Below are 18,809 nucleotides of genomic sequence, written 5' to 3' on the forward strand. Positions count from 1 at the left end.
ATTAATTGCATATTATAGCTATTATTTATAATACATGAAAATTCATTCATAACTCTCCCTCAGCATTTTTTGACGAAGAGTACTTTTATCAAAGACTAACCTCACCAACAACATTCCGATCAAAGAATTTGGCAACTTGATGAACATCCATTTTCTGTCCCAAAGCCCACATCAACTTGGTAATGGTGCTTTCAGAAGTCATATCATGAGCACTGATTGCTCCCTTTAGCAAGGCTTCACGACCAACTTCGTACTTAGTTAAGTCACTCCGTTCGTATAAACACTGACTTGTCGCAATTACGGGAATCCCATTTTTAATTAATTCACCGATCGCACCAACCATGTTGCGACGAATGAAATTCATTCCACCAAGCCCATAGCCTTCAATTACGATTCCCTTACAGCCATTTTCAACCATCGCAAATAGGAGTTGCGGGTCAAATCCAGGGAACAACTTAACCAGGGATACGCGGGGATCAATTTTCGTGTTTAATGTACAGTGATCAGCATGGGGAAAGTTTGCTTGTTGCGGATTAAGGACTAAGCCATCTGACGTTACTGTCGCAACCGGTGGGACGTTAACACTTTCAAAGGCATCAAAATTAGTCGTTCGGACCTTCACGCTTCGACAGCCTAGCATCACCTTCTCACTGAACGCTAAGTAAATCCCTGGACGACAATTTGCAGCTGCGGCAAAAGCTAACCGCAAATTATCTGGCGCGTCACTAAGGATAACATTAATTGGTACCTGGCTTCCCGTAAGCACTACCGGTAAATTAATTCCTTGTAGCATAAACGAGAGCATTGATGCTGTATAGGCCATCGTGTCAGTCCCGTGTGAAACGACAATTCCGTCATAATCGTTTCGGTATTCATAAATTTTTTTAGCAATAAATTCCCATTCTTCGGGTTGAATATTTGATGAGTCCAACTGTAAAATGTCACGAACTTCAATCTTATATGGAAGTTGGCCGAGCATCTTAATTAGTCCTTCACCAGATTCTCGAGGAACTAATCCTGATTCTGAGGCAACTGATGCAATGGTTCCTCCCGTTGAAAGTAGTAATATTTTTTTCATTTGATTACTCCCATAATTTTTAAATTTGATTATACAACATAACCTTAATAATTGGAGTGACTTTCAACCAATAACTACTCTAATAATAAAGGGGGAATATGACAGCGATCTTTCCCGATCCTGTTTCATATTCCCCCTTTATTATATTTCCCGGGTAATATTTCTAATAACGAACTGTTCGCGATTGATTTGCCTTAACTACAACGAAGACAACTGCTAAAGTAGCAAAAACCGCCACCGCACAAACGACGAACAAGATCCGGTAACTGGAAAGTTCAATTAGGATCCCGCCAAATAGCGGTCCGATTGCCTTACCAAGTGAAGAGAAGGCGTTCAGGATTCCCTGATATTTACCCTTAATATTAACCGGTGATAATTCATTAACAATTGCCGGCATGGTTGGAAACGCGGTTGCTTCCCCGATTGTTAGCACCGTCATTGCTAAGACAAACCAAACGTAGGACTTAGCAAATAACAATAGAACAAAGGAGAAACCGACTGTGAAGATCCCAAGGAATACCTGCAAATAAAGGTTTGAACGGTACCGATTAATCCAGGTAATGATCAGCTGGATAATCACAATTAAGACTCCGTTAAGCGTCCACAACAGACTATACTTGGTCATTGAAATTCCCTGATCAGTCATAAAGACGGAAAGGTTACTTGCCCATTGTTCATACATCGTCCAGATAATCATTAGTGCCGCAAAGAAAGTCCAACTAATAACCAGGTTGCTAACGGGCATCTTAACCTGTTCCTTTTCTTCTGCCATGTCCACGTCAACTTCCCGATTACTTCTTCGAGTGCTCTTGTTATCCTTAAAGAAGAAAAAGACAACGGCACTAAAAAGAACATAAAGGACTGTCGTAATTGAAAACATCGGTGAAATATTACCGTGAGCATACTGGTAAAGCGGCCCCACAATTGTTGTTCCAATCACCATTCCTAAATTATTGGCAAAGTACAACATGTTAAAAACATATCGGCCATCTTGTCCAGACTGGGTTCCGTAAGAGTTCACCATGGTAATTATCCAACCATTCATAAAGCCGACACCAGTTAATAGGATTCCATAAACTGGCCAGCCATTAAATGCAATTAGCAGAGCCATAATTACAGTAGCCGTAACTGTTCCGCCAAGCATTAATTGCCGTGGATTCTTCTTATCAAACAATGTTCCGGCGATATAACTCCCCACAACATTAGCACCGGAATAGAGTAAAAGGACAATTCCTGAAACAGTTAATGATTCATGTAGTTGTTGGTGCATGTAAATGGTAGTTAACGGCCAAACAAAACTATTACCGATACTTCCTAAAAACATTCCTAATAGCAACCATTTTAATTCAATTCCTTGACGGTTCATCTTACGCCTCCTCTTTTCTTAATCATCTTTTCAACCAAACAGATCTACCATCTTGACTATAACCCTTTTTATTATCAAATGGTTGGGATAGAACCGGCCATTCTTTTAAAAACGCACAAAAGGGCCCCTACGATCGCTCTTAGATGCCCTCATTATTCGATTAATTATTATCTTCTGGAATATAGGAAACGGAAGCAAACTTGTTATACGACTTCGCAAATAACAACTTTACCGTTCCCCGCGGACCACTACGGTTCTTTTCAATAATGACTTCAACTTCACTCACGTTCGATCCATCGTCATCATTATCCTGCTGAGAATTATTCTGATTATCCTCGCCATCACCATCTTCATCGTGCTCATAGTAATCATCACGATACAGGAAACTAACAATATCCGCATCCTGTTCAATCGATCCGGATTCCCGAATATCTGAAAGTACCGGTCGCTTATCTTGTCGCTGTTCAACTCCACGAGAAAGCTGAGATAGGGCAATAACTGGTACCTCTAATTCCTTAGCAAGCTTCTTTAACTGCCGTGAAATTTCGGAAACTTCTTGTTGCCGGTTATCGGGATTAGTCCCTTCAATTAACTGAAGGTAGTCAATCACAATTAATCCAAGATTGCCCTTTTCTTTTGCTAATCGACGACACCGTGCACGAATTTCTGCAACCTTAATTCCAGCAGTATCATCAATATAAATATTAGCTTTAGAAAGGGACCCAGTTGCAATAAAAAGACTATTCCACTCATCCTGAGTTAACTGCCCCGTCCGCAAGTGGTTAGCGTTAATATTTCCTTCAGCACAGATCATCCGATTAACGAGAGATTCCGCTCCCATTTCCAGACTAAAGATTGCTACAGCAGTATCCGAACTAGTTGCAACATTCTGGGCAATATTTAGTGCAAATGCAGTTTTCCCAACAGCAGGCCGCGCAGCAATAATCACTAACTCGTCCTTATGCAAACCAGTTGTCATTTCATCCAATTGCTGATAACCAGTTGACAATCCAGTAACTTCACTATCGTTTTTCGATAAGTCATTAACGTGTTTTAAAGAAGCCTCTAGGACATCCTTAATGTTTTGAAAACCATTCTGGGTATTATCTTGAGAAACCTGCATGATTTGCTGTTCAGCATTATCAAGCAGATCCGACACGCTATCATTATCAGCATAACTATTATTAATAATCTTCGTTGCTGTATTAATTAGCCGTCGTCTCGTTGCCTTATCATGAACAATTTTAGCGTAATAGGCAACGTTGGCTGCTGTTGGTACTGCCGTAGCAATTTCAGCAATATAAGCAACTCCACCAATATTTTCAGTCTGATTATCCTTGTCCAGCGCACTCCGGATCGTTACCACATCAATTGGCTGGTCTTCATCATTTAAATCAACCATCTTCTGAAAGATGATTTGGTGGGCTTTACGGTAAAAATCGCGTGGCTCTAAATATTCCATTGCATCAGCCAGGGCATCTTTACTTAAAAAGACAGCTCCAAGAACTGCCTTTTCCGCATCGATGTCACGTGGCTCTTCTTGCACTGGTGCATTATCCATGACGATACGCTCCTTTAATCAATGAGCTTACTTTTCAGCAATGTGAACTCGAATTTCAGCCATTACTTGTGGGTGCAATTTAATTGGCACGTTAACATAACCCAACGCCTTAATTGGTGCTGCAAGCTCAATCTTCCGCTTATCAATTTTGACGTTGAATTGCTTTTGTAATGCAGTTGCAATTTGTTTTGTTGAAATTGAACCAAACATCCGGCCATCAGTTCCAGCCTTTCCACTTAGTTCAACAACGGTCTTGTCATTTTCAAGAACCTTCTTCAACTCTTTAGCTTCAGCTAGTTCTTCAGCAGCGTGCTTTTCTTCTGCACGTTGTTGCCCCGCTAACTGACTCATTGCAGCATGGGTTGCCTGCTTTGCTAAGCCCCGCTTAATGAGGTAATTTTGGGCATAGCCATCGGGAACATCTTTTACTTGTCCACGCTTTCCGCGACCACGAACGTCTTGAATAAAAATAACTTTCATCTTAGTCACTCCTCAGTTGATTCTTTATTTCCATCATCCTCTGTTTTAGCCAATTGGTCAATCAGAGTTTGCTTAACTTCCGCAATTGTTTTGCCCTTAATTTGGGTTGCGGCATTAGCTAGGTGACCACCGCCACCCATCTTTTCCATGATTAATTGAACATTCACGTCACCCATTGAACGTGCAGAGATGCAGACCATTCCATCAGCCCGTTTAGTAATAACAAACGAAGCCTCTATTCCGTTAACCTGAAGAAGCATATCAGCCGCTTGAGCAGCCGTTACTGGATCATAGACCTGTTCTTCTTCTCCGGCACAGATCGCAATTGAGTCATTTAATTCTGCCAATGAGATCAAGTGATTACGTTTCATGAAACTATCTGCATTTTCCTTCATGAACATCTGGATCATCATCCCATCAGCCCCTGCAGAACGCAAGTAACTTGCCGCGTCAAATGTCCGTGTCCCTGCACTCTTGGTAAAGGATTTAGTATCAATTTGAATCCCCGTCAGCATTGCAGTGGCTTCAAGCTTATTCAACCCTTTACCCTCTCGTGGCTGGTATTCAAACATTTCAGTAATTAACTCACAGGTTGATGATGCATATGGTTCGATGTAAACCAATAATGGATTTTCAGGGAATTCTTCACCGCGCCGGTGGTGATCAATAATCACAAGGCGATTCTGCAATCGTTCATAAAGCTCTGAAGCAATTGTAATCCCCTTCTTAGCGTGGTCAACCATCACCAGGAGACTATTAGGGGTAGCTTTCTCAAGAGCCTCTTCAGGGGTAATAATATGCTCCTTGATCTCTTGGAAATTATCCATTTGCTTTAAAAGACGCTGAACATCAGAGTGCGCCTGCTCATTATCAATAACAATCCAACACTCACGGTTATTCATTGCCGCAATTCGGCGAATCCCTAAGCAAGCACCAAGTGAATCCATATCAGGATTTTTATGCCCCATTACAAAAAGTTGATCCGCCTGTGCCATTAACTCCTGAAGAGCTTGGCTAATCATCCGTGCTCGAACCCGTGTCCGTTTCTCCATTGGATTGGTTTTTCCACCATAAAAACGTGCTTCAGAATCTTGAGCCCGGACAACAACCTGATCACCACCTCGTCCCAGCGCAAGGTCAAGGTTATTTTGAGCAGTATCAGCTAATTTTACCAAATCATTTTCACCATAAGCAATTCCAACGCTTAGTGTTACTGGCGAGTTCTGCTTTGAAGTATTTTCACGAATAATATCGAGAATCTTAAACTTCTTCTCTTCCAACCGGTTCAATGAAACTTGGTGACCGATAATCAAGTAATTGTCGTCATCAATTACCTTCATTAGTAAGTGATTCTCCGCTGCCCACTTACTAATTTCCGATGTTACATAGTTATGTAAATTAGAAACATCTGAGTCACTCATCCCCTGGGTTAATTCAATATAGTTATCTAAATATATGTTTCCCAGGAAAATTTGTTGCTGTTTATAACGTTTATTGATTTCTTCATAGCTTGTCACGTCCATCATGTAGATAACGTGATTATCTTTTTGAACCAAGAATTCAAACTGCCGATCCTGCCACGTAACGATTGTCGGCCTTTTATCATTCCGATGTTCATTTTCTAGTTTGGCAAGCTCGTTATCGACTTCTTTGAGTTTTTTTCCAACAACAATTTTTAGATCAAAGTACTTAGCCATATAAGGGTTAATCCACTGAATTTCGCCCAGCTTATTCATCAAGATCATTCCTAAAGGCATTTCGAGCAGCGCTTCTTGTTGTCCCTGCTCAACCCGATAAGTTAAATCTGCTAAGTACTCATGAGCATCAACAACGATTGTTCGTAAACGACTTATACTAAACTGACTACCGAAAAGAGCTACCACCAGGATCGCAATCCCAAGAAGCCAGTTAATATAGAATCCCAGCGCTAGACTGAGAATCGTTAAAATTAAAATGTAAATAAAATTCCACCGAACTGCTGGCTGTTTAAACAGCTCTCGCCAGTATTCTCGACTAATAAGATCTCTCATACTGGTCCTCCCGATTTTAACGTTTTTCGTTAATTATTAATTTTTGTTAAACAAATCAGTATCTATAATATCACATTGGCCTATTTGACTGCATCTCAACACATCCGGAATGAAAAATCTTTTAAAAATAAAGAATCGCAACAAATAATTGTTACGATTCTTTATTTTACGGAATTAATCTTCAGCAACAAATGGCAAAAGACCCATAATCCGTGCACGCTTAATAGCGATAGTTAACTTACGTTGGTTCTTGGCGCTAGTACCAGTAACCCGACGTGGTAAAATCTTACCCCGTTCAGAAATAAACCGACGTAATAAATCAGTGTCTTTGTAATCAATGTAGTCGATGTGGTTTGCGGCGATAAAGTCGACTTTACGACGACGACGACCGCCACGACGTTGTTGTGCCATGAAATTACCCTCCTATCTGGTTAAAGAATTCTTTAGAATGGTAATTCGTCATCAGATAAGTCAATGGATTGACCATCGTCCCCATTATTAGGAAATTGGCTATCTGGTTGACTTGGTTGGTTATTATTACCACCAAAGCCATTAGACGAATTAGACTGAGGAGCATTATTTCCAGGTTGTGGTTGATTATCGTTGTACTGCGGTTGACCTTGACCACCAAATGGTTGTTGGTTGCCGTATTGTTGGCCACCACCATTTTGGCGTGGTTCAAGCAGTGCAAAATTATCGACAACAACTTCGGTAACATAAACTCGGTTACCTTGTTGGTTTTCGTAATTCCGGGTTTGAATCCGTCCTTCGATACCAACTAAGGATCCCTTATGAGTAAAGTTACTAAAGTTTTCAGCAGACTTACGCCAAATGACGCAATTGATAAAGTCAGCATCCCGATCCCCATTTTGGTTTCGGAATTGACGATCAACAGCTAATGTAAATGATACAACAGCTGTTCCACTGGTTGTGTACCGCAACTCAGGATCTCTTGTTAAGCGTCCAGTAAGTACTGCACGATTAATCATTAGATCTCGTCTCCTCTCTATTAATTGAAGATCAAATTAAGCTTCACGCTTGATGATCATGTGACGTAGGATATCATCGTTGAACTTAGCTAAACGATCGAATTCGTTTAAGGCTTCGTCAGTGTCGGTAGTAAGGTTTACCACGTGGTAAGTACCTTCAGTGTACTTGTCAATTGGGTAAGCAAACCGGCGTGTTGACCAATCCTTGGAATCAGCGATGGTTGCACCATTGTCTTCGAGAATCTTGTCAAAGCGAGCTACAAGGTCACTCTTTGCAGATTCTTCCATATCAGGACGAATGATGTAAGTAATTTCATATTTACGTGTTTCCATGAATGTTACACCTCCTTATGGACTCTGGCTCTTCCCGTAAAGATTAAGAAGAACAAGGAGAGTAGACGTCTGTTACGTATACTCACAAGAATAAAATATACCACAGACATTGGTTTAAAACAAGGAACAGGTAACAAGAAAATCCTGAATTTGCGGTCTAATTAATAAAGACGTAACAAATCAGGATTTCTATTTTATTTATTTAGTTTTTTCTTCCGTAGTTGCTTCTTCAGTTGAATTTTCATTTGATGAAGAATCGTCTTCACTATCTTCATCACTTTCTTTTTCAACCTTCGCAATCGTAGCAACATGCGTTCCGTTGTCCATCTTAATTAGGTGAACTCCTAATGCTGAACGTCCAGTCTGCGATACTGTTTCAACACCGAAACGAATAATCACACCATGGTCCGTGACCAGCATAATATCTTCGTCTCCCTTAACAGTTGTTAGGCCAACCAGAGGTCCATTCTTCTTCGTTACGTTAACGGTCTTAACACCTAAACCGCCACGACCCTTAATTGGATACTCGCTAGCAGGCGTTTGTTTACCGTAACCTAACTCACTAATTACTAGGACATTGCTATCATCATCAAGCGGTGCAGTACCGATGACATAATCATCATCCCGCAAGCGAATTCCGCGAACCCCTGCCGCTGAACGTCCCATTGACCGGACAACAGATGAGTTAAAGCTTAGAGCGTAACCATGGTGCGTTCCGATAATCATGTTTTGTTGATCCTTAACTATATCAACATGGATCAGCTCATCATTATCGTGAAGGTTAATCGCTTTCAACCCATTACTTCGAATATTCTTAAATTCGGTAACTGGTGTCCGCTTTACGGTTCCTTGCTTAGTGGTAAAGAAGAGGAACTTATCATCATCGTTGGTTTCATGTGAAACGTTAATCACAGCACTAATCTTCTCTTTGTTGTCAATTCCAAGTAAGTTAATAATCGGAATTCCCTGAGCAGAACGACCATACTCTGGAATTTCATACCCCTTCATGGAGTAAACCTTTCCTGAATTGGTAAAGAAGAGGAGCAGGTCATGAGTATCACTAGAAATTAATTGCTCAATAAAGTCATCCTTGTGAACACCCATTCCCTTAACACCACGACCACCACGGTGTTGAGACTTAAATTCATCTACTGGCAACCGCTTAATGTAACCATTATGCGTTAAGGTCACAATAATTGACTCTTCTTCAATCAAATCTTCATCTTCAATGTTAGTAATGTCACCAACTTGAAGCTCTGTCCGCCGCTTATCGCCAAATTTCTTTTGAATTTCCAATAATTCGTCGTAAATAATTTGGTTGATCCGTTCTTGATGAGCAAGGATGTCTTTGTAGTCGGCAATTGCTGCCATTAACTTCTTGTATTCGGCTTCAATCTTTTCTCGTTCCAAACCGGTTAAACGAACTAATCGCATATCAAGAATTGCTTGGGCTTGACGATCCGATAGTCCATAGTTTTCCATCAATTGGTTTTTCGCAATTTCACTTGTTTGGGAGTTCCGAATAATATTAATGATTTCATCAATATGATCTAAAGCAATTCGTAACCCAGCAACAATATGAGCACGATTTTCGGCTTTCTTCAGGTCGAATTCTGTCCGCCGCCGAACAACATTTTCTTGGTGTTCTAGGTAATACTGAAGAATTTCCTTCAGGCTAAGGATCTTTGGTGCACCATTAACTATTGCTAGCATATTGAAATTGAAAGTTGTCTGCATCAAGGTCATCTTGTACAAATTATTCAAGATCACTTCAGCACTAGCATCACGCCGGACATCAATTACAATCCGCATTCCTTCACGGTCGGTTTCATCATTAACGTCAGTAATTCCTTCAATTTCCTTATTCCGGGCTAAGTCAGCAATCCGTTCAATCAGCTTTGCCTTGTTAACCATATAAGGAATTTCGTGAACGACAATTTGTTGTCTACCGTTCTTTCGTTCTTCAATATCAACTTTAGCCCGAACAACAATTGTTCCTCGACCGGTCTCATAGGCTTTCCGAATTCCGGACTTGCCCATCACAACGCCACCAGTTGGAAAATCTGGCCCTGGCAAGACCTTCATCAAGTCTTCAGTTGTAGCGTCCGGGTTATCCATCAATACGTGGATCGCACTAATAACTTCCCCGAGATTATGGGTTGGAATATTCGTTGCCATTCCGACAGCGATTCCTGAAGCACCATTAACAAGTAAGTTAGGGAACCGCGCTGGTAGCACAGTTGGTTCCTTTTCAGTTCCGTCATAGTTATCTTGAAAATCAACAGTGTTCTTGTTAATATCCCGTAACATTTCAACGGCAATTTTACTCATTTTAGCTTCGGTATACCGCATGGCGGCAGGACTATCACCATCAATTGAACCAAAGTTACCGTGACCATCAACCAACATGTACCGATAACTAAAGTCCTGTGCCATCCGTACTAACCCTTCATAAATTGAAGAATCACCATGAGGGTGGAACTTCCCCATAACATCCCCAACAATCCGGGCAGATTTCTTATATGGCTTATCAGGAGTAACCCCTAATTCATTCATCCCGTATAGGATCCGTCGTTGTACTGGTTTCAACCCATCACGCACATCCGGGAGCGCCCGAGAAACGATAACACTCATGGCGTAGTCTAAGAATGAATTTTTCATCTGACTAGTCAGGTTAACGTCCGTGATCCGGTTATTTGATAGATCGTTTTCAGCCACTATCGTTGTTCCTCCTTTAAATTTGAGTGTATAGCCCGAAAAAGGCTCTAGTAATTAACAAGCTTTTTCTTCGGTTCACACACCAATCTTATAAATCAAGATTTTCTACAAACTTAGCATTCTTTTCGATAAATTCACGCCGCGGTGTAACCTTATTCCCCATCAACATTGGGAAGATTTCCTCTGCCGCCTTGGCATCATCAAGATTTACCCGGAGCAGGTGGCGTTTTTCAGGATCCATCGTTGTTTCCCACAATTGTTCGGCATCCATTTCACCAAGACCCTTGTACCGTTGGATAACTGGCTTAGGACTTGGTTGAAGTGAATTAACAACCCGATCGAGTTCTTCATCTGATTCAATGTACTTTACAAACTTTCCCTGACGAACTTGATATAGCGGTGGTTGGGCAATGTAAACATAGCCGTGTGTAATCATTGGTTTCATGAACCGGTAGAAAAGTGTCAGGAGCAGTGTTCGAATGTGCGCACCATCGACATCGGCATCAGTCATGATGATTAGTTTATGGTAGTTAGCCTTAGTAATGTCAAAGTCTTCACCAAAACCAGTTCCAAGTGCTGTAAATAGAGAACGAATCTCATCGTTTGCCAAGACCCGGTCAAGGGTTGCCTTTTCAACGTTCAGGATCTTCCCCCTAATTGGTAGAATAGCTTGCGTCAACCGAGAACGTCCCTGCTTTGCAGAACCACCGGCTGAGTCCCCCTCGACGATGAATAACTCAGAAATATTTGGATCCTTACTAGTGTTATCGGCTAGCTTTCCTGGTAAGTTGCTAATTTCCAAGCCGCTCTTTTTCCGTGTAACTTCACGTGCTCGTTTTGCTGCTACCCGAGCTTTAGATGCTAGTTGTCCCTTTTCGATAATTTGTCGTGCTTCGTCAGGGTGTTCAAGCAGGAATCGGTTAAATGTCGCTGCAAAAACATGATCAGTTGCCGTTCGTGCATCAGAGTTTCCAAGTTTAGTCTTAGTCTGGCCTTCAAATTGAGGATCCGGGTGCTTAATAGAAACAACCGCGGTTAATCCTTCACGCACATCATCACCAGAAAGTGTCTCGTTACTCTTTAAGACACCTGCCTTATGACCGTAATCATTTATTACCCGGGTTAAGGCCATCTTAAACCCAGTTTCGTGCGTTCCACCTTCATAGGTGTGGATGTTGTTAGTAAACGTCAATAAATCGCTTCTGTAAGAATCAGTGTATTGAAGAGAAACTTCTACAGTGATGCCGTTTTCTTTTCCTTCAACGTAAATTGGTGGTTCAAAGAGGGTCGTTTTCCCTTCATTCAAGAAATCAACGTAGTGCCGAATCCCACCTTCATAATGGAATTCTTGCCGTTCTGACTCCTTGTCACGCTTATCTTCAATTGTGATCTTTAGTCCCTTATTCAGGAATGCCAACTCACGAAGACGGTTTGTTAAGGTCTTAATGTTGTATGTAGTTGTTTCGCGGAAAATTTCCGGATCCGGCTTAAAGTGAACCGTTGTCCCGTGAATATCTTCCGGTACATTTTCGTCAATTACCTTCATTGAGGTCTTAACGTGACCATGATCAAAGTCCATGTAGTAACGCTTACCCTGACGTGAAACCTTAACATCAAGTTCTGTAGAAAGGGCGTTTACGACTGAAGCACCGACCCCGTGTAATCCACCGGAGACCTTATATCCGCCACCGCCGAACTTACCACCGGCGTGAAGAACAGTAAATACTGTTTCAAGGGCTGGTTTTCCGGTCTCTTTTTGGGTATCGACAGGAATTCCCCGTCCATTATCAGTAACAGAAATACTATTATCTGGTTCAACAATCACGTTAATTTCGTTACAGAATCCAGCCAGGGCCTCGTCAATTCCGTTATCGACAATTTCCCAAACTAAATGGTGTAGTCCTTGAGCCGAGGTCGAACCAATATACATCCCTGGCCGTTTTCGTACTGCATCAAGCCCTTTAAGGACCTGAATTTGACTGGCATCATACTCGCTCGCTAACTCAGCTTTTGTTTCTTTTTGCTCGTCGCTCACTGTGTTTCCCCCTTGCTCAAAGTACCATGTTCAATTTCAAAGATTTTCGGTTGATGAATTAACTGCCTTGCAACATCATTTAAGCTTGTTGTTGTCAGAAAGGTTTGTACCTTATCTTGAAAGGCAGTCAATAAGTGTGTCTGACGAATCGTATCTAATTCAGATAGGACATCATCTAAAAGCAACAACGGGTATTCCCCGGTCTGCTCCTTCATTAAGTCGATCTCCGCCAACTTAACAGATAATGCCGTTGTTCGCTGCTGACCTTGTGAGCCAAACGACTGAACATTTTTCCCGTTAACCATAAAGTGAATATCATCCCGTTGCGGTCCATACATTGTAGTTCCCTTTTCAATTTCCCAATTTACATGGGACTGATAAAGGCCAAGCAAGTCTTGGTATGCCTGTTCAACAGTCGTTTCTTCGTTCAGTTTTAATTGGGTAATGTAGTCCAGCCTTAACTGTTCAGCATTTAATGATATTTTCTCATGAAGCTGCGAAGCCCACTTTTCCAAATGCTGCAGGAATTGATAACGGGCAATAATAACCTCTGCACCGTATGCAGCTAATTGATCAGAAAGCACGCCAAGTAAAACCTTATCGTGCTGCTGACCATATTTTAACTGCTTCAAATACTTATTTCTTTGGCGCAGTAAAGTCCGATACTGCCCGGCATTATAAAGATACTTACTACTCATCTGACTAAATTCCATATCCATAAAATGACGCCGTAGTGCTGGTGCTCCTTTAACTAGGGACAAGTCCTCCGGCGCAAATAAAATGGCATTTAGCTGACCAACATATGTAGATAATCGAGCTTGCTCAAGATGATTGACCTTGGCTCGCTTTCCTTTAGAAGTAAATTCTAATTCTAGCGGAACACGTCCACTCGTCTTTTGAACAATTCCGCTAATGGTTGCTGATTTATGCTGCCAATTAATGAGTTCTCGGTTGTTATGGGTCCGGTGACTCCGTGTTAATGACAATGCATAAATTGCCTCTAACATATTCGTTTTTCCCTGAGCGTTGTGACCAATCAGGACGTTAACTCCAGGAGCAAAATGAACTGTCAGATCTTCGTAATTACGAAAATTATGTAAGTGCAATTCTGAAAGAATCATGCAAATTCCTACTTACTCTTAATCATAATTGGTTCATGCTCGGGAATGATAACGACATCTTCCGGATATAACTTCCGGCCACGCCGATTATCAAGTTCGTCATTAATCCGAACATCATGCTCCTTCAAAAACCACTTGGCTGCACCACCGGTTGGGATAATTCCCTCTTCCTTGAGTAGTTGTCCCAAGGTGATGAAAGGCCGATCTATTTTTATGGTCTTGTTTTCCACACTTAATCACCTACTTTTCACAAATACTATTATACCACATTTAAGAGGTTAAAAACGCGCAGATAGCCTTTTTTAGGCTTCTTAGTGGTTATTAGTCTTTTTTGTCAAAATCAAGTTAAAAACGCTTAATTTGCTTAAAACACGATTTCAGCAAATTTTTAAAATAAAAAAGGGTTATGACAAACTAATTATCATAATCCTTTTCCATGGTATTAAAATGTCCGAACTGGCGTAATCAGGTGAACAAAGTTTTCTGTATCTTCCGTTGGAACTAACGTAAACGGACGTAGTGGAGAAGTAAATGAAATCTTAACTGTCGATTGACCAAAGGACCGTAACGCATCCTTCATGTAGTTAGGATTGAAGGAGATTTCCAAATCATTTCCCTCAACCGCTGATGTGGCAACGTCTTCTTCCACCATTCCGATATCTGGTGAGTCACCACTAATCCGAACCAGCTTTTCACCAGGCTTAATGGTTAATTTAACAACATAGTTCCGACTTTCATGTGAAAGTAACGAAGCCCGGTCAATTGAAGATAAGAAGGTTCCGGCATCTACTTCCACTGTCGTATCTGAAGTGTCTGGAATCAACTGACTCGTTTCCGGATAATTTCCTTCTAACAATCTTGAATAGAAGTGCGTATTACCAAAAATAAATAAAACTTGGTTATCGGTAACTTGCATCTTTACATCATCGTCAACGTCACTAATCATTCCAGAAAGTTCATCTAAACTCTTCCCTGGAATAATAACATCGTAATTAACGTCGCCAACACCATCTAATTGCACTTTCCGTTGCGCGAGTCGATGACTATCAGTAGCGACTGCCGTCAGTAATCCATCATGCAACGTTACGTGGATCCCGGCAAGGATTGGCCGACTTTCTTGTTTAGAAACAGCAATTACGGTTTGCCGAATGACTTCTTTAAGCATGTCATTGGCAAGAACCACAGTATTATTTGCTTCAACTTCTGGTAAATGAGGGAAGTTTTCTGCATCTTGTCCATTAATTTGGAATTTTGCACTACCTGAAGTAATATCAGCTTGAAAGCCACTAGTAATTTCAATAGTTACATGTTTATCTGGAAGTTTCTTAACAATCTCACTGAAGAACCGGGCTGGTAAAACAATTGAACCAGGTTCAGCGATTTTTAATTCATAATCTTCATTACTAGCTGACATTACACTTTCAATCGTAATGTCTGAATTACTACCAGTTAGTGTAATGCTATCATTAGCTACTACCATCTTTAAACCAGTCAGAATTGGAATAGTAGTTTTAGACGAAATTGCCCGAAGAACATTATTTAATTGACTAATAAATGCTGAACGATTGATGGTAAATTTCATTATCAATGCTCCTTTGTTAGGTTATATATATTTATATTAATACTTTAAAATATAGTCGAAGTAGTAGAGCCTGTTAATATTGTGGATAACTTAGTTCGGCTAAGAAAAATCAACTTATTTGCTTGTGGATAAACTGTGGATAAAGTTGGGAATAACTTTCAAGTTTTCCACAGCTATGCTTTTAGTTTTGCTTTTAATGTATTTAGCTGCTCTTGAAGTTCATTATCAGTTCGAAGCTCTTCTTCGATTTTATCAATTGCGTGAAGAACGGTTGTGTGATCTTTTCCGCCAAACTCTTTGCCGATTTTTGGTAATGAGTAATCAGTTAGTTCACGAGAAAGGTACATTGCGATCTGGCGCGGAACTACGATTTGCTTGACCCGCTTTTTCCCAATAATGTCACTTTGGGTAATATTGTAAAATTCAGCAACATTTTTTTGGATTGACGTGATCGTAATTGTTGTTTTAGTAGTCCTTTGCAGTCCACGCAGGGCTTGTGATGCAAGGTGGGGAGTAATTGGTTCTTGGCTTAAGTTAGAGAATGCCTGAACCTTGGTTAGCGCCCCCTCAAGTTCACGAATATTGGTATCGATCTGCCCGGCAATGTAATTCAAGGTGTCATTTCCAATATTAATGTGATCTTCCTCTACTTTACTCCGCAAAATAGCAATCCGAGTCTCCAGATCTGGCGGAGTAATCTCAACCGTTAACCCCCAACGGAATCGTGAAACAAGACGATCCTGCAATTCTGGAATTTCGTTTGGGATTCGATCAGAAGTCATGACAATTTGCTTTTTATTGTCATGAAGAGCGTTGAAAGTATTGAAGAATTCAAGCTGAGTCCCTTCCTTATTAGCAAGGAACTGAATATCATCAATTAATAATAAGTCCAGGTTACGGTACTCTTCACGGAACTTTTCCGTAGAGTTGCTTTGGATAGAATGGATAAAATCATTAGTGAATTCTTCGCTAGTAACGTATTTTACTTTTGCTGCCGGATTGAGTTGGAGCATATGGTTACCGATTGCTTCCATCAAGTGAGTTTTTCCTAATCCCACTCCCCCATAGATGAAAAGCGGGTTATAAAGACCACCGGGACTTTCGGCAACTGCAAAGGCAGCAGCATGGGCCATTTTGTTTCCTTCACCAACAACAAAAGTTTTGAAGTTGTAGTGTGGATTAAGCGGCGTATCCATTTCAAAATTATTTGATTCTGCTGGTCGATCATTTTGATAAGGATCGAATTCTCCCTCAAGAACAAAGTGCGGTTCAATCTCTTGATCAGTAACTGCTTTGGCATACTGCTTTAGTTCAGCCTTTAAGTTTTTTTCCCAAAAATCACGGTGGACTTTTGTGGGTACTTCAACTTCTAATTGATTTTGAGAGAGAGAGAGTGGTTTTGCCGGAGCAATTAACGTGTCAAAGGTAACTTGGCTTTTACTTTGACGAAATGAATTTTGGATCGCTTCCCATAGAGAATCGAGCTCAGTCAAAATAGTTCCCCTCCTAATAGATATTAAATTACAAACGACATTTTATCATTATGAAAAAAAGTTTTCCACAGGTAAGTGGATAATTGAAAAATATTTACACAACACTGTGTGTAAATTAAAAAATGCAGTGTGGAAATTGAGGATAAAATAGAAACATAATAGTTTTCCACCCTTCTTGTGGATAACTAATTACTATAACAAAGGCATTAAGACGACTTATGAACAGTTTTATACAGGGCTGTGGATAACTTTAATAACAGGATGTGAATTGTTGAAAAGCACTGTGAAATCACGGTTAATAACTTATCCACAGGAATGAGAAATACACAACGCTGTGGATTATTTTTGACTTTCTGTGGATAAATAAAAAAATCTAAAAAAATTTCACGTTTAATATTTGAGAAAAGTATGTTATACTTCCAGAGTATGTTTGAAGAGATCGTCTTTTTAGACTATAAAAACCAAACCATTCAGATTGAATAGGAGGTGCATCGTATGAAGCGCACGTTTCAACCAAAGAAGCGTCACCGTGCACGTGTCCATGGCTTCCGTAAGCGTATGAGCACCAGTAACGGCCGTAAGGTATTAGCACGTCGGCGTCAAAAGGGCAGAAAAGTATTATCTGCATAATTACGGCCACTTTTATAGTGGCTTTTTTTATTGCAAGGGCAGGGCAGTCAGCTTGACGAGCTATCGTTTCGTTGAAGCTGCAATGTCCGGCCCTTTTTACATTTAATAAGGCTGGAGATCTACATTATTATGAGAAAATCATATCGGGTAAAAAAGGAAAGTGAGTTTCAACGGGTATTCGAAACCCATAATTCCGTTGCCAACCATAAATTTGTCATCTATCAAATGGCAAAACCAGGTCAAAAGCATTTTCGAGTTGGTATTTCCGTGGGGAAAAGGATTGGAAATGCGGTTCACCGAAACTGGGTTAAACGCCGGATTCGCCAAACACTTCTTGAAGTAAAACCTTATCTACGGCAAGACGTGGATTTCTTAGTAATTGCTCGTCCAGCTGCAGATGGCCTGGAAATGGCGGAAACAAAGAAAAACCTTGTCCATGCTCTTAAAAGGGCGCATCTATTAGAAGAGAAAAGTGAGGATCATTAATCAATGAAAAAGGTAAAGCGTGTCCTAAGTCTTGCTGCAATTGGAAGTTTGACGCTTTTTCTTGCAGCTTGTTCAAATAAGCCAGTTACAAGTCACAGTACTGGTTTGTGGGATCACTACATAGTTTATAACTTCTCTCGGTTTATCATTTGGCTATCAAATAATTGTGGTGGCTATGGTATGGGGATCATTATTTTCACGATCATTATTCGGGTCCTCCTCTTGCCATTGATGTTCTACCAAACGAAGTCAATGCTGAAAACTCAGGAGTTAGCTCCTAAGTTGAAGGCAATTCAAAAGAAGTACTCATCACGGGATCGTGAATCCATGGTGAAGATGCAGGAAGAAACCAGTAAGCTTTATAAAGAAGCAGGAGTTAATCCTTGGGCTTCAATGTTGCCAATGATTATCCAATTGCCAATCATGTGGGCCCTTTATCAAGCTATCTGGCGGACACCAGAGTTACGGCACGGGACATTTCTGTGGCTCCAATTAGGACACACAGATCCCTATTACATTTTGCCAATTCTGGCGGCCCTATTTACTTTCTTAAGTTCATGGTTATCAATGGCTTCAATGCCTGAGCGAAATGCAATGACTTCCGCAATGACATGGTTTATGCCAATTATGGTATTCTTCATGGCATTAGGATTCTCTTCCGCAATTACTTTGTATTGGGTAGTTTCAAACGCCTTCCAGGTAGTTCAAACACTCTTATTGCAAAACCCATTTAAGATTCGCCGTGAACGAGAAGCGAAGGAGAAACAAGAAAAGGCAAAAAAGCGGAAACTTGAAAAAGCTAAACGGCGGGCATATAGTAGCCGGAGAAAATAATTTAAAAATAAAAGATCAGGGAAAACTGTTTGTTTTTCCTGATCTTTTATTTTTTAAAATTAGTTTGATAGCC

Annotated in this window: 17 protein-coding genes; 3 read left to right on the forward strand and 14 right to left on the reverse strand. The window is 40.6% G+C overall.

The features are described from left to right. Nucleotides 1-88: 88 nt before the first annotated feature. From HMPREF0549_RS00575 to dnaA, 14 genes are all read right to left on the reverse strand, one after another. Nucleotides 89-1,078 carry an asparaginase gene (locus HMPREF0549_RS00575; RefSeq protein ID WP_003716297.1) on the reverse strand — a complete coding sequence of 330 codons (990 nt, stop codon included), beginning with the start codon at nucleotides 1,076-1,078 and terminating at the stop codon, nucleotides 89-91. 163 nt (nucleotides 1,079-1,241) lie between these two features. Beyond that, entirely contained in the window at nucleotides 1,242-2,444 is a 1,203-nt protein-coding gene (locus HMPREF0549_RS00580) for an MDR family MFS transporter (protein ID WP_003716298.1), read from the reverse strand. Between the two features lie 160 nt (nucleotides 2,445-2,604). Next, the gene (gene dnaB, locus HMPREF0549_RS00585; protein ID WP_003716299.1) at nucleotides 2,605-4,005 is read right to left on the reverse strand and encodes a replicative DNA helicase; all 1,401 of its coding nucleotides are present in this window, start codon (nucleotides 4,003-4,005) and stop codon (nucleotides 2,605-2,607) included. A 27-nt stretch (nucleotides 4,006-4,032) separates the two neighbouring features. After that, complete coding sequence (rplI, locus tag HMPREF0549_RS00590; protein ID WP_040530596.1) at nucleotides 4,033-4,485, reverse strand: 50S ribosomal protein L9; 453 nt, start codon at nucleotides 4,483-4,485, stop codon at nucleotides 4,033-4,035. Nucleotides 4,486-4,490: 5 nt separating this feature from the next. Further along, entirely contained in the window at nucleotides 4,491-6,515 is a 2,025-nt protein-coding gene (locus HMPREF0549_RS00595) for a DHH family phosphoesterase (RefSeq protein WP_003716301.1), read from the reverse strand. A 174-nt stretch (nucleotides 6,516-6,689) separates the two neighbouring features. Continuing rightward, the gene (rpsR, locus tag HMPREF0549_RS00600; protein ID WP_003716302.1) at nucleotides 6,690-6,926 is read right to left on the reverse strand and encodes a 30S ribosomal protein S18; all 237 of its coding nucleotides are present in this window, start codon (nucleotides 6,924-6,926) and stop codon (nucleotides 6,690-6,692) included. A gap of 32 nt (nucleotides 6,927-6,958) precedes the next feature. Continuing rightward, nucleotides 6,959-7,504, reverse strand: coding sequence for a single-stranded DNA-binding protein (ssb, locus tag HMPREF0549_RS00605; protein WP_003716303.1), 546 nt, complete (start codon nucleotides 7,502-7,504; stop codon nucleotides 6,959-6,961). Nucleotides 7,505-7,540: 36 nt separating this feature from the next. Beyond that, the gene (gene rpsF, locus HMPREF0549_RS00610) at nucleotides 7,541-7,837 is read right to left on the reverse strand and encodes a 30S ribosomal protein S6 (RefSeq protein ID WP_003716304.1); all 297 of its coding nucleotides are present in this window, start codon (nucleotides 7,835-7,837) and stop codon (nucleotides 7,541-7,543) included. A 198-nt stretch (nucleotides 7,838-8,035) separates the two neighbouring features. Continuing rightward, nucleotides 8,036-10,555 carry a DNA gyrase subunit A gene (gene gyrA, locus HMPREF0549_RS00615; protein WP_003716305.1) on the reverse strand — a complete coding sequence of 840 codons (2,520 nt, stop codon included), beginning with the start codon at nucleotides 10,553-10,555 and terminating at the stop codon, nucleotides 8,036-8,038. Nucleotides 10,556-10,643: 88 nt separating this feature from the next. Continuing rightward, nucleotides 10,644-12,590, reverse strand: coding sequence for a DNA topoisomerase (ATP-hydrolyzing) subunit B (gene gyrB, locus HMPREF0549_RS00620; protein WP_003716306.1), 1,947 nt, complete (start codon nucleotides 12,588-12,590; stop codon nucleotides 10,644-10,646). Next, nucleotides 12,587-13,711 (reverse strand): DNA replication/repair protein RecF, encoded by a 1,125-nt coding sequence (gene recF, locus HMPREF0549_RS00625; RefSeq protein ID WP_003716307.1) that lies wholly within the window; start codon nucleotides 13,709-13,711, stop codon nucleotides 12,587-12,589. Before recF ends, gyrB begins: the two co-directional genes overlap by 4 nt. Nucleotides 13,712-13,719: 8 nt before the next feature. Then, complete coding sequence (gene yaaA, locus HMPREF0549_RS00630) at nucleotides 13,720-13,941, reverse strand: S4 domain-containing protein YaaA (RefSeq protein ID WP_003716308.1); 222 nt, start codon at nucleotides 13,939-13,941, stop codon at nucleotides 13,720-13,722. 212 nt (nucleotides 13,942-14,153) lie between these two features. Then, on the reverse strand, nucleotides 14,154-15,293 hold the full coding sequence (gene dnaN, locus HMPREF0549_RS00635) for a DNA polymerase III subunit beta (protein WP_003716309.1): 1,140 nt from the start codon (nucleotides 15,291-15,293) through the stop codon (nucleotides 14,154-14,156). Nucleotides 15,294-15,466: 173 nt separating this feature from the next. Beyond that, the gene (gene dnaA / locus HMPREF0549_RS00640) at nucleotides 15,467-16,786 is read right to left on the reverse strand and encodes a chromosomal replication initiator protein DnaA (protein WP_003716310.1); all 1,320 of its coding nucleotides are present in this window, start codon (nucleotides 16,784-16,786) and stop codon (nucleotides 15,467-15,469) included. 495 nt (nucleotides 16,787-17,281) lie between these two features. Between dnaA and rpmH the strand changes: the two genes are divergently transcribed. From rpmH to HMPREF0549_RS00655, 3 genes are all read left to right on the forward strand, one after another. Further along, complete coding sequence (gene rpmH / locus HMPREF0549_RS00645) at nucleotides 17,282-17,416, forward strand: 50S ribosomal protein L34 (RefSeq protein WP_003665227.1); 135 nt, start codon at nucleotides 17,282-17,284, stop codon at nucleotides 17,414-17,416. 129 nt (nucleotides 17,417-17,545) lie between these two features. Continuing rightward, nucleotides 17,546-17,902, forward strand: coding sequence for a ribonuclease P protein component (gene rnpA, locus HMPREF0549_RS00650; protein ID WP_003716311.1), 357 nt, complete (start codon nucleotides 17,546-17,548; stop codon nucleotides 17,900-17,902). A 3-nt stretch (nucleotides 17,903-17,905) separates the two neighbouring features. Beyond that, entirely contained in the window at nucleotides 17,906-18,736 is an 831-nt protein-coding gene (locus tag HMPREF0549_RS00655) for a YidC/Oxa1 family membrane protein insertase (protein WP_003716312.1), read from the forward strand. Nucleotides 18,737-18,809: the final 73 nt, after the last annotated feature.

Origin of the sequence: Limosilactobacillus vaginalis DSM 5837 = ATCC 49540, from assembly GCF_000159435.1 — a bacterium.
GTDB lineage: Bacteria > Bacillota > Bacilli > Lactobacillales > Lactobacillaceae > Limosilactobacillus > Limosilactobacillus vaginalis.

Bases quoted from the DNA above. Each gene is read 5' to 3' on its own strand.
- rpmH (WP_003665227.1), top strand. From the start codon at position 17,282: ATGAAGCGCACGTTTCAACCAAAGAAGCGTCACCGTGCACGTGTCCAT.
- dnaB (WP_003716299.1), bottom strand. From the start codon at position 4,005: ATGGATAATGCACCAGTGCAAGAAGAGCCACGTGACATCGATGCGGAA.
- HMPREF0549_RS00580 (WP_003716298.1), bottom strand. From the start codon at position 2,444: ATGAACCGTCAAGGAATTGAATTAAAATGGTTGCTATTAGGAATGTTT.
- rpsR (WP_003716302.1), bottom strand. From the start codon at position 6,926: ATGGCACAACAACGTCGTGGCGGTCGTCGTCGTCGTAAAGTCGACTTT.
- dnaN (WP_003716309.1), bottom strand. From the start codon at position 15,293: ATGAAATTTACCATCAATCGTTCAGCATTTATTAGTCAATTAAATAAT.
- HMPREF0549_RS00595 (WP_003716301.1), bottom strand. From the start codon at position 6,515: ATGAGAGATCTTATTAGTCGAGAATACTGGCGAGAGCTGTTTAAACAG.
- rplI (WP_040530596.1), bottom strand. From the start codon at position 4,485: ATGAAAGTTATTTTTATTCAAGACGTTCGTGGTCGCGGAAAGCGTGGA.
- ssb (WP_003716303.1), bottom strand. From the start codon at position 7,504: ATGATTAATCGTGCAGTACTTACTGGACGCTTAACAAGAGATCCTGAG.
- recF (WP_003716307.1), bottom strand. From the start codon at position 13,711: ATGATTCTTTCAGAATTGCACTTACATAATTTTCGTAATTACGAAGAT.
- rpsF (WP_003716304.1), bottom strand. From the start codon at position 7,837: ATGGAAACACGTAAATATGAAATTACTTACATCATTCGTCCTGATATG.
- rnpA (WP_003716311.1), top strand. From the start codon at position 17,546: ATGAGAAAATCATATCGGGTAAAAAAGGAAAGTGAGTTTCAACGGGTA.
- HMPREF0549_RS00655 (WP_003716312.1), top strand. From the start codon at position 17,906: ATGAAAAAGGTAAAGCGTGTCCTAAGTCTTGCTGCAATTGGAAGTTTG.
- HMPREF0549_RS00575 (WP_003716297.1), bottom strand. From the start codon at position 1,078: ATGAAAAAAATATTACTACTTTCAACGGGAGGAACCATTGCATCAGTT.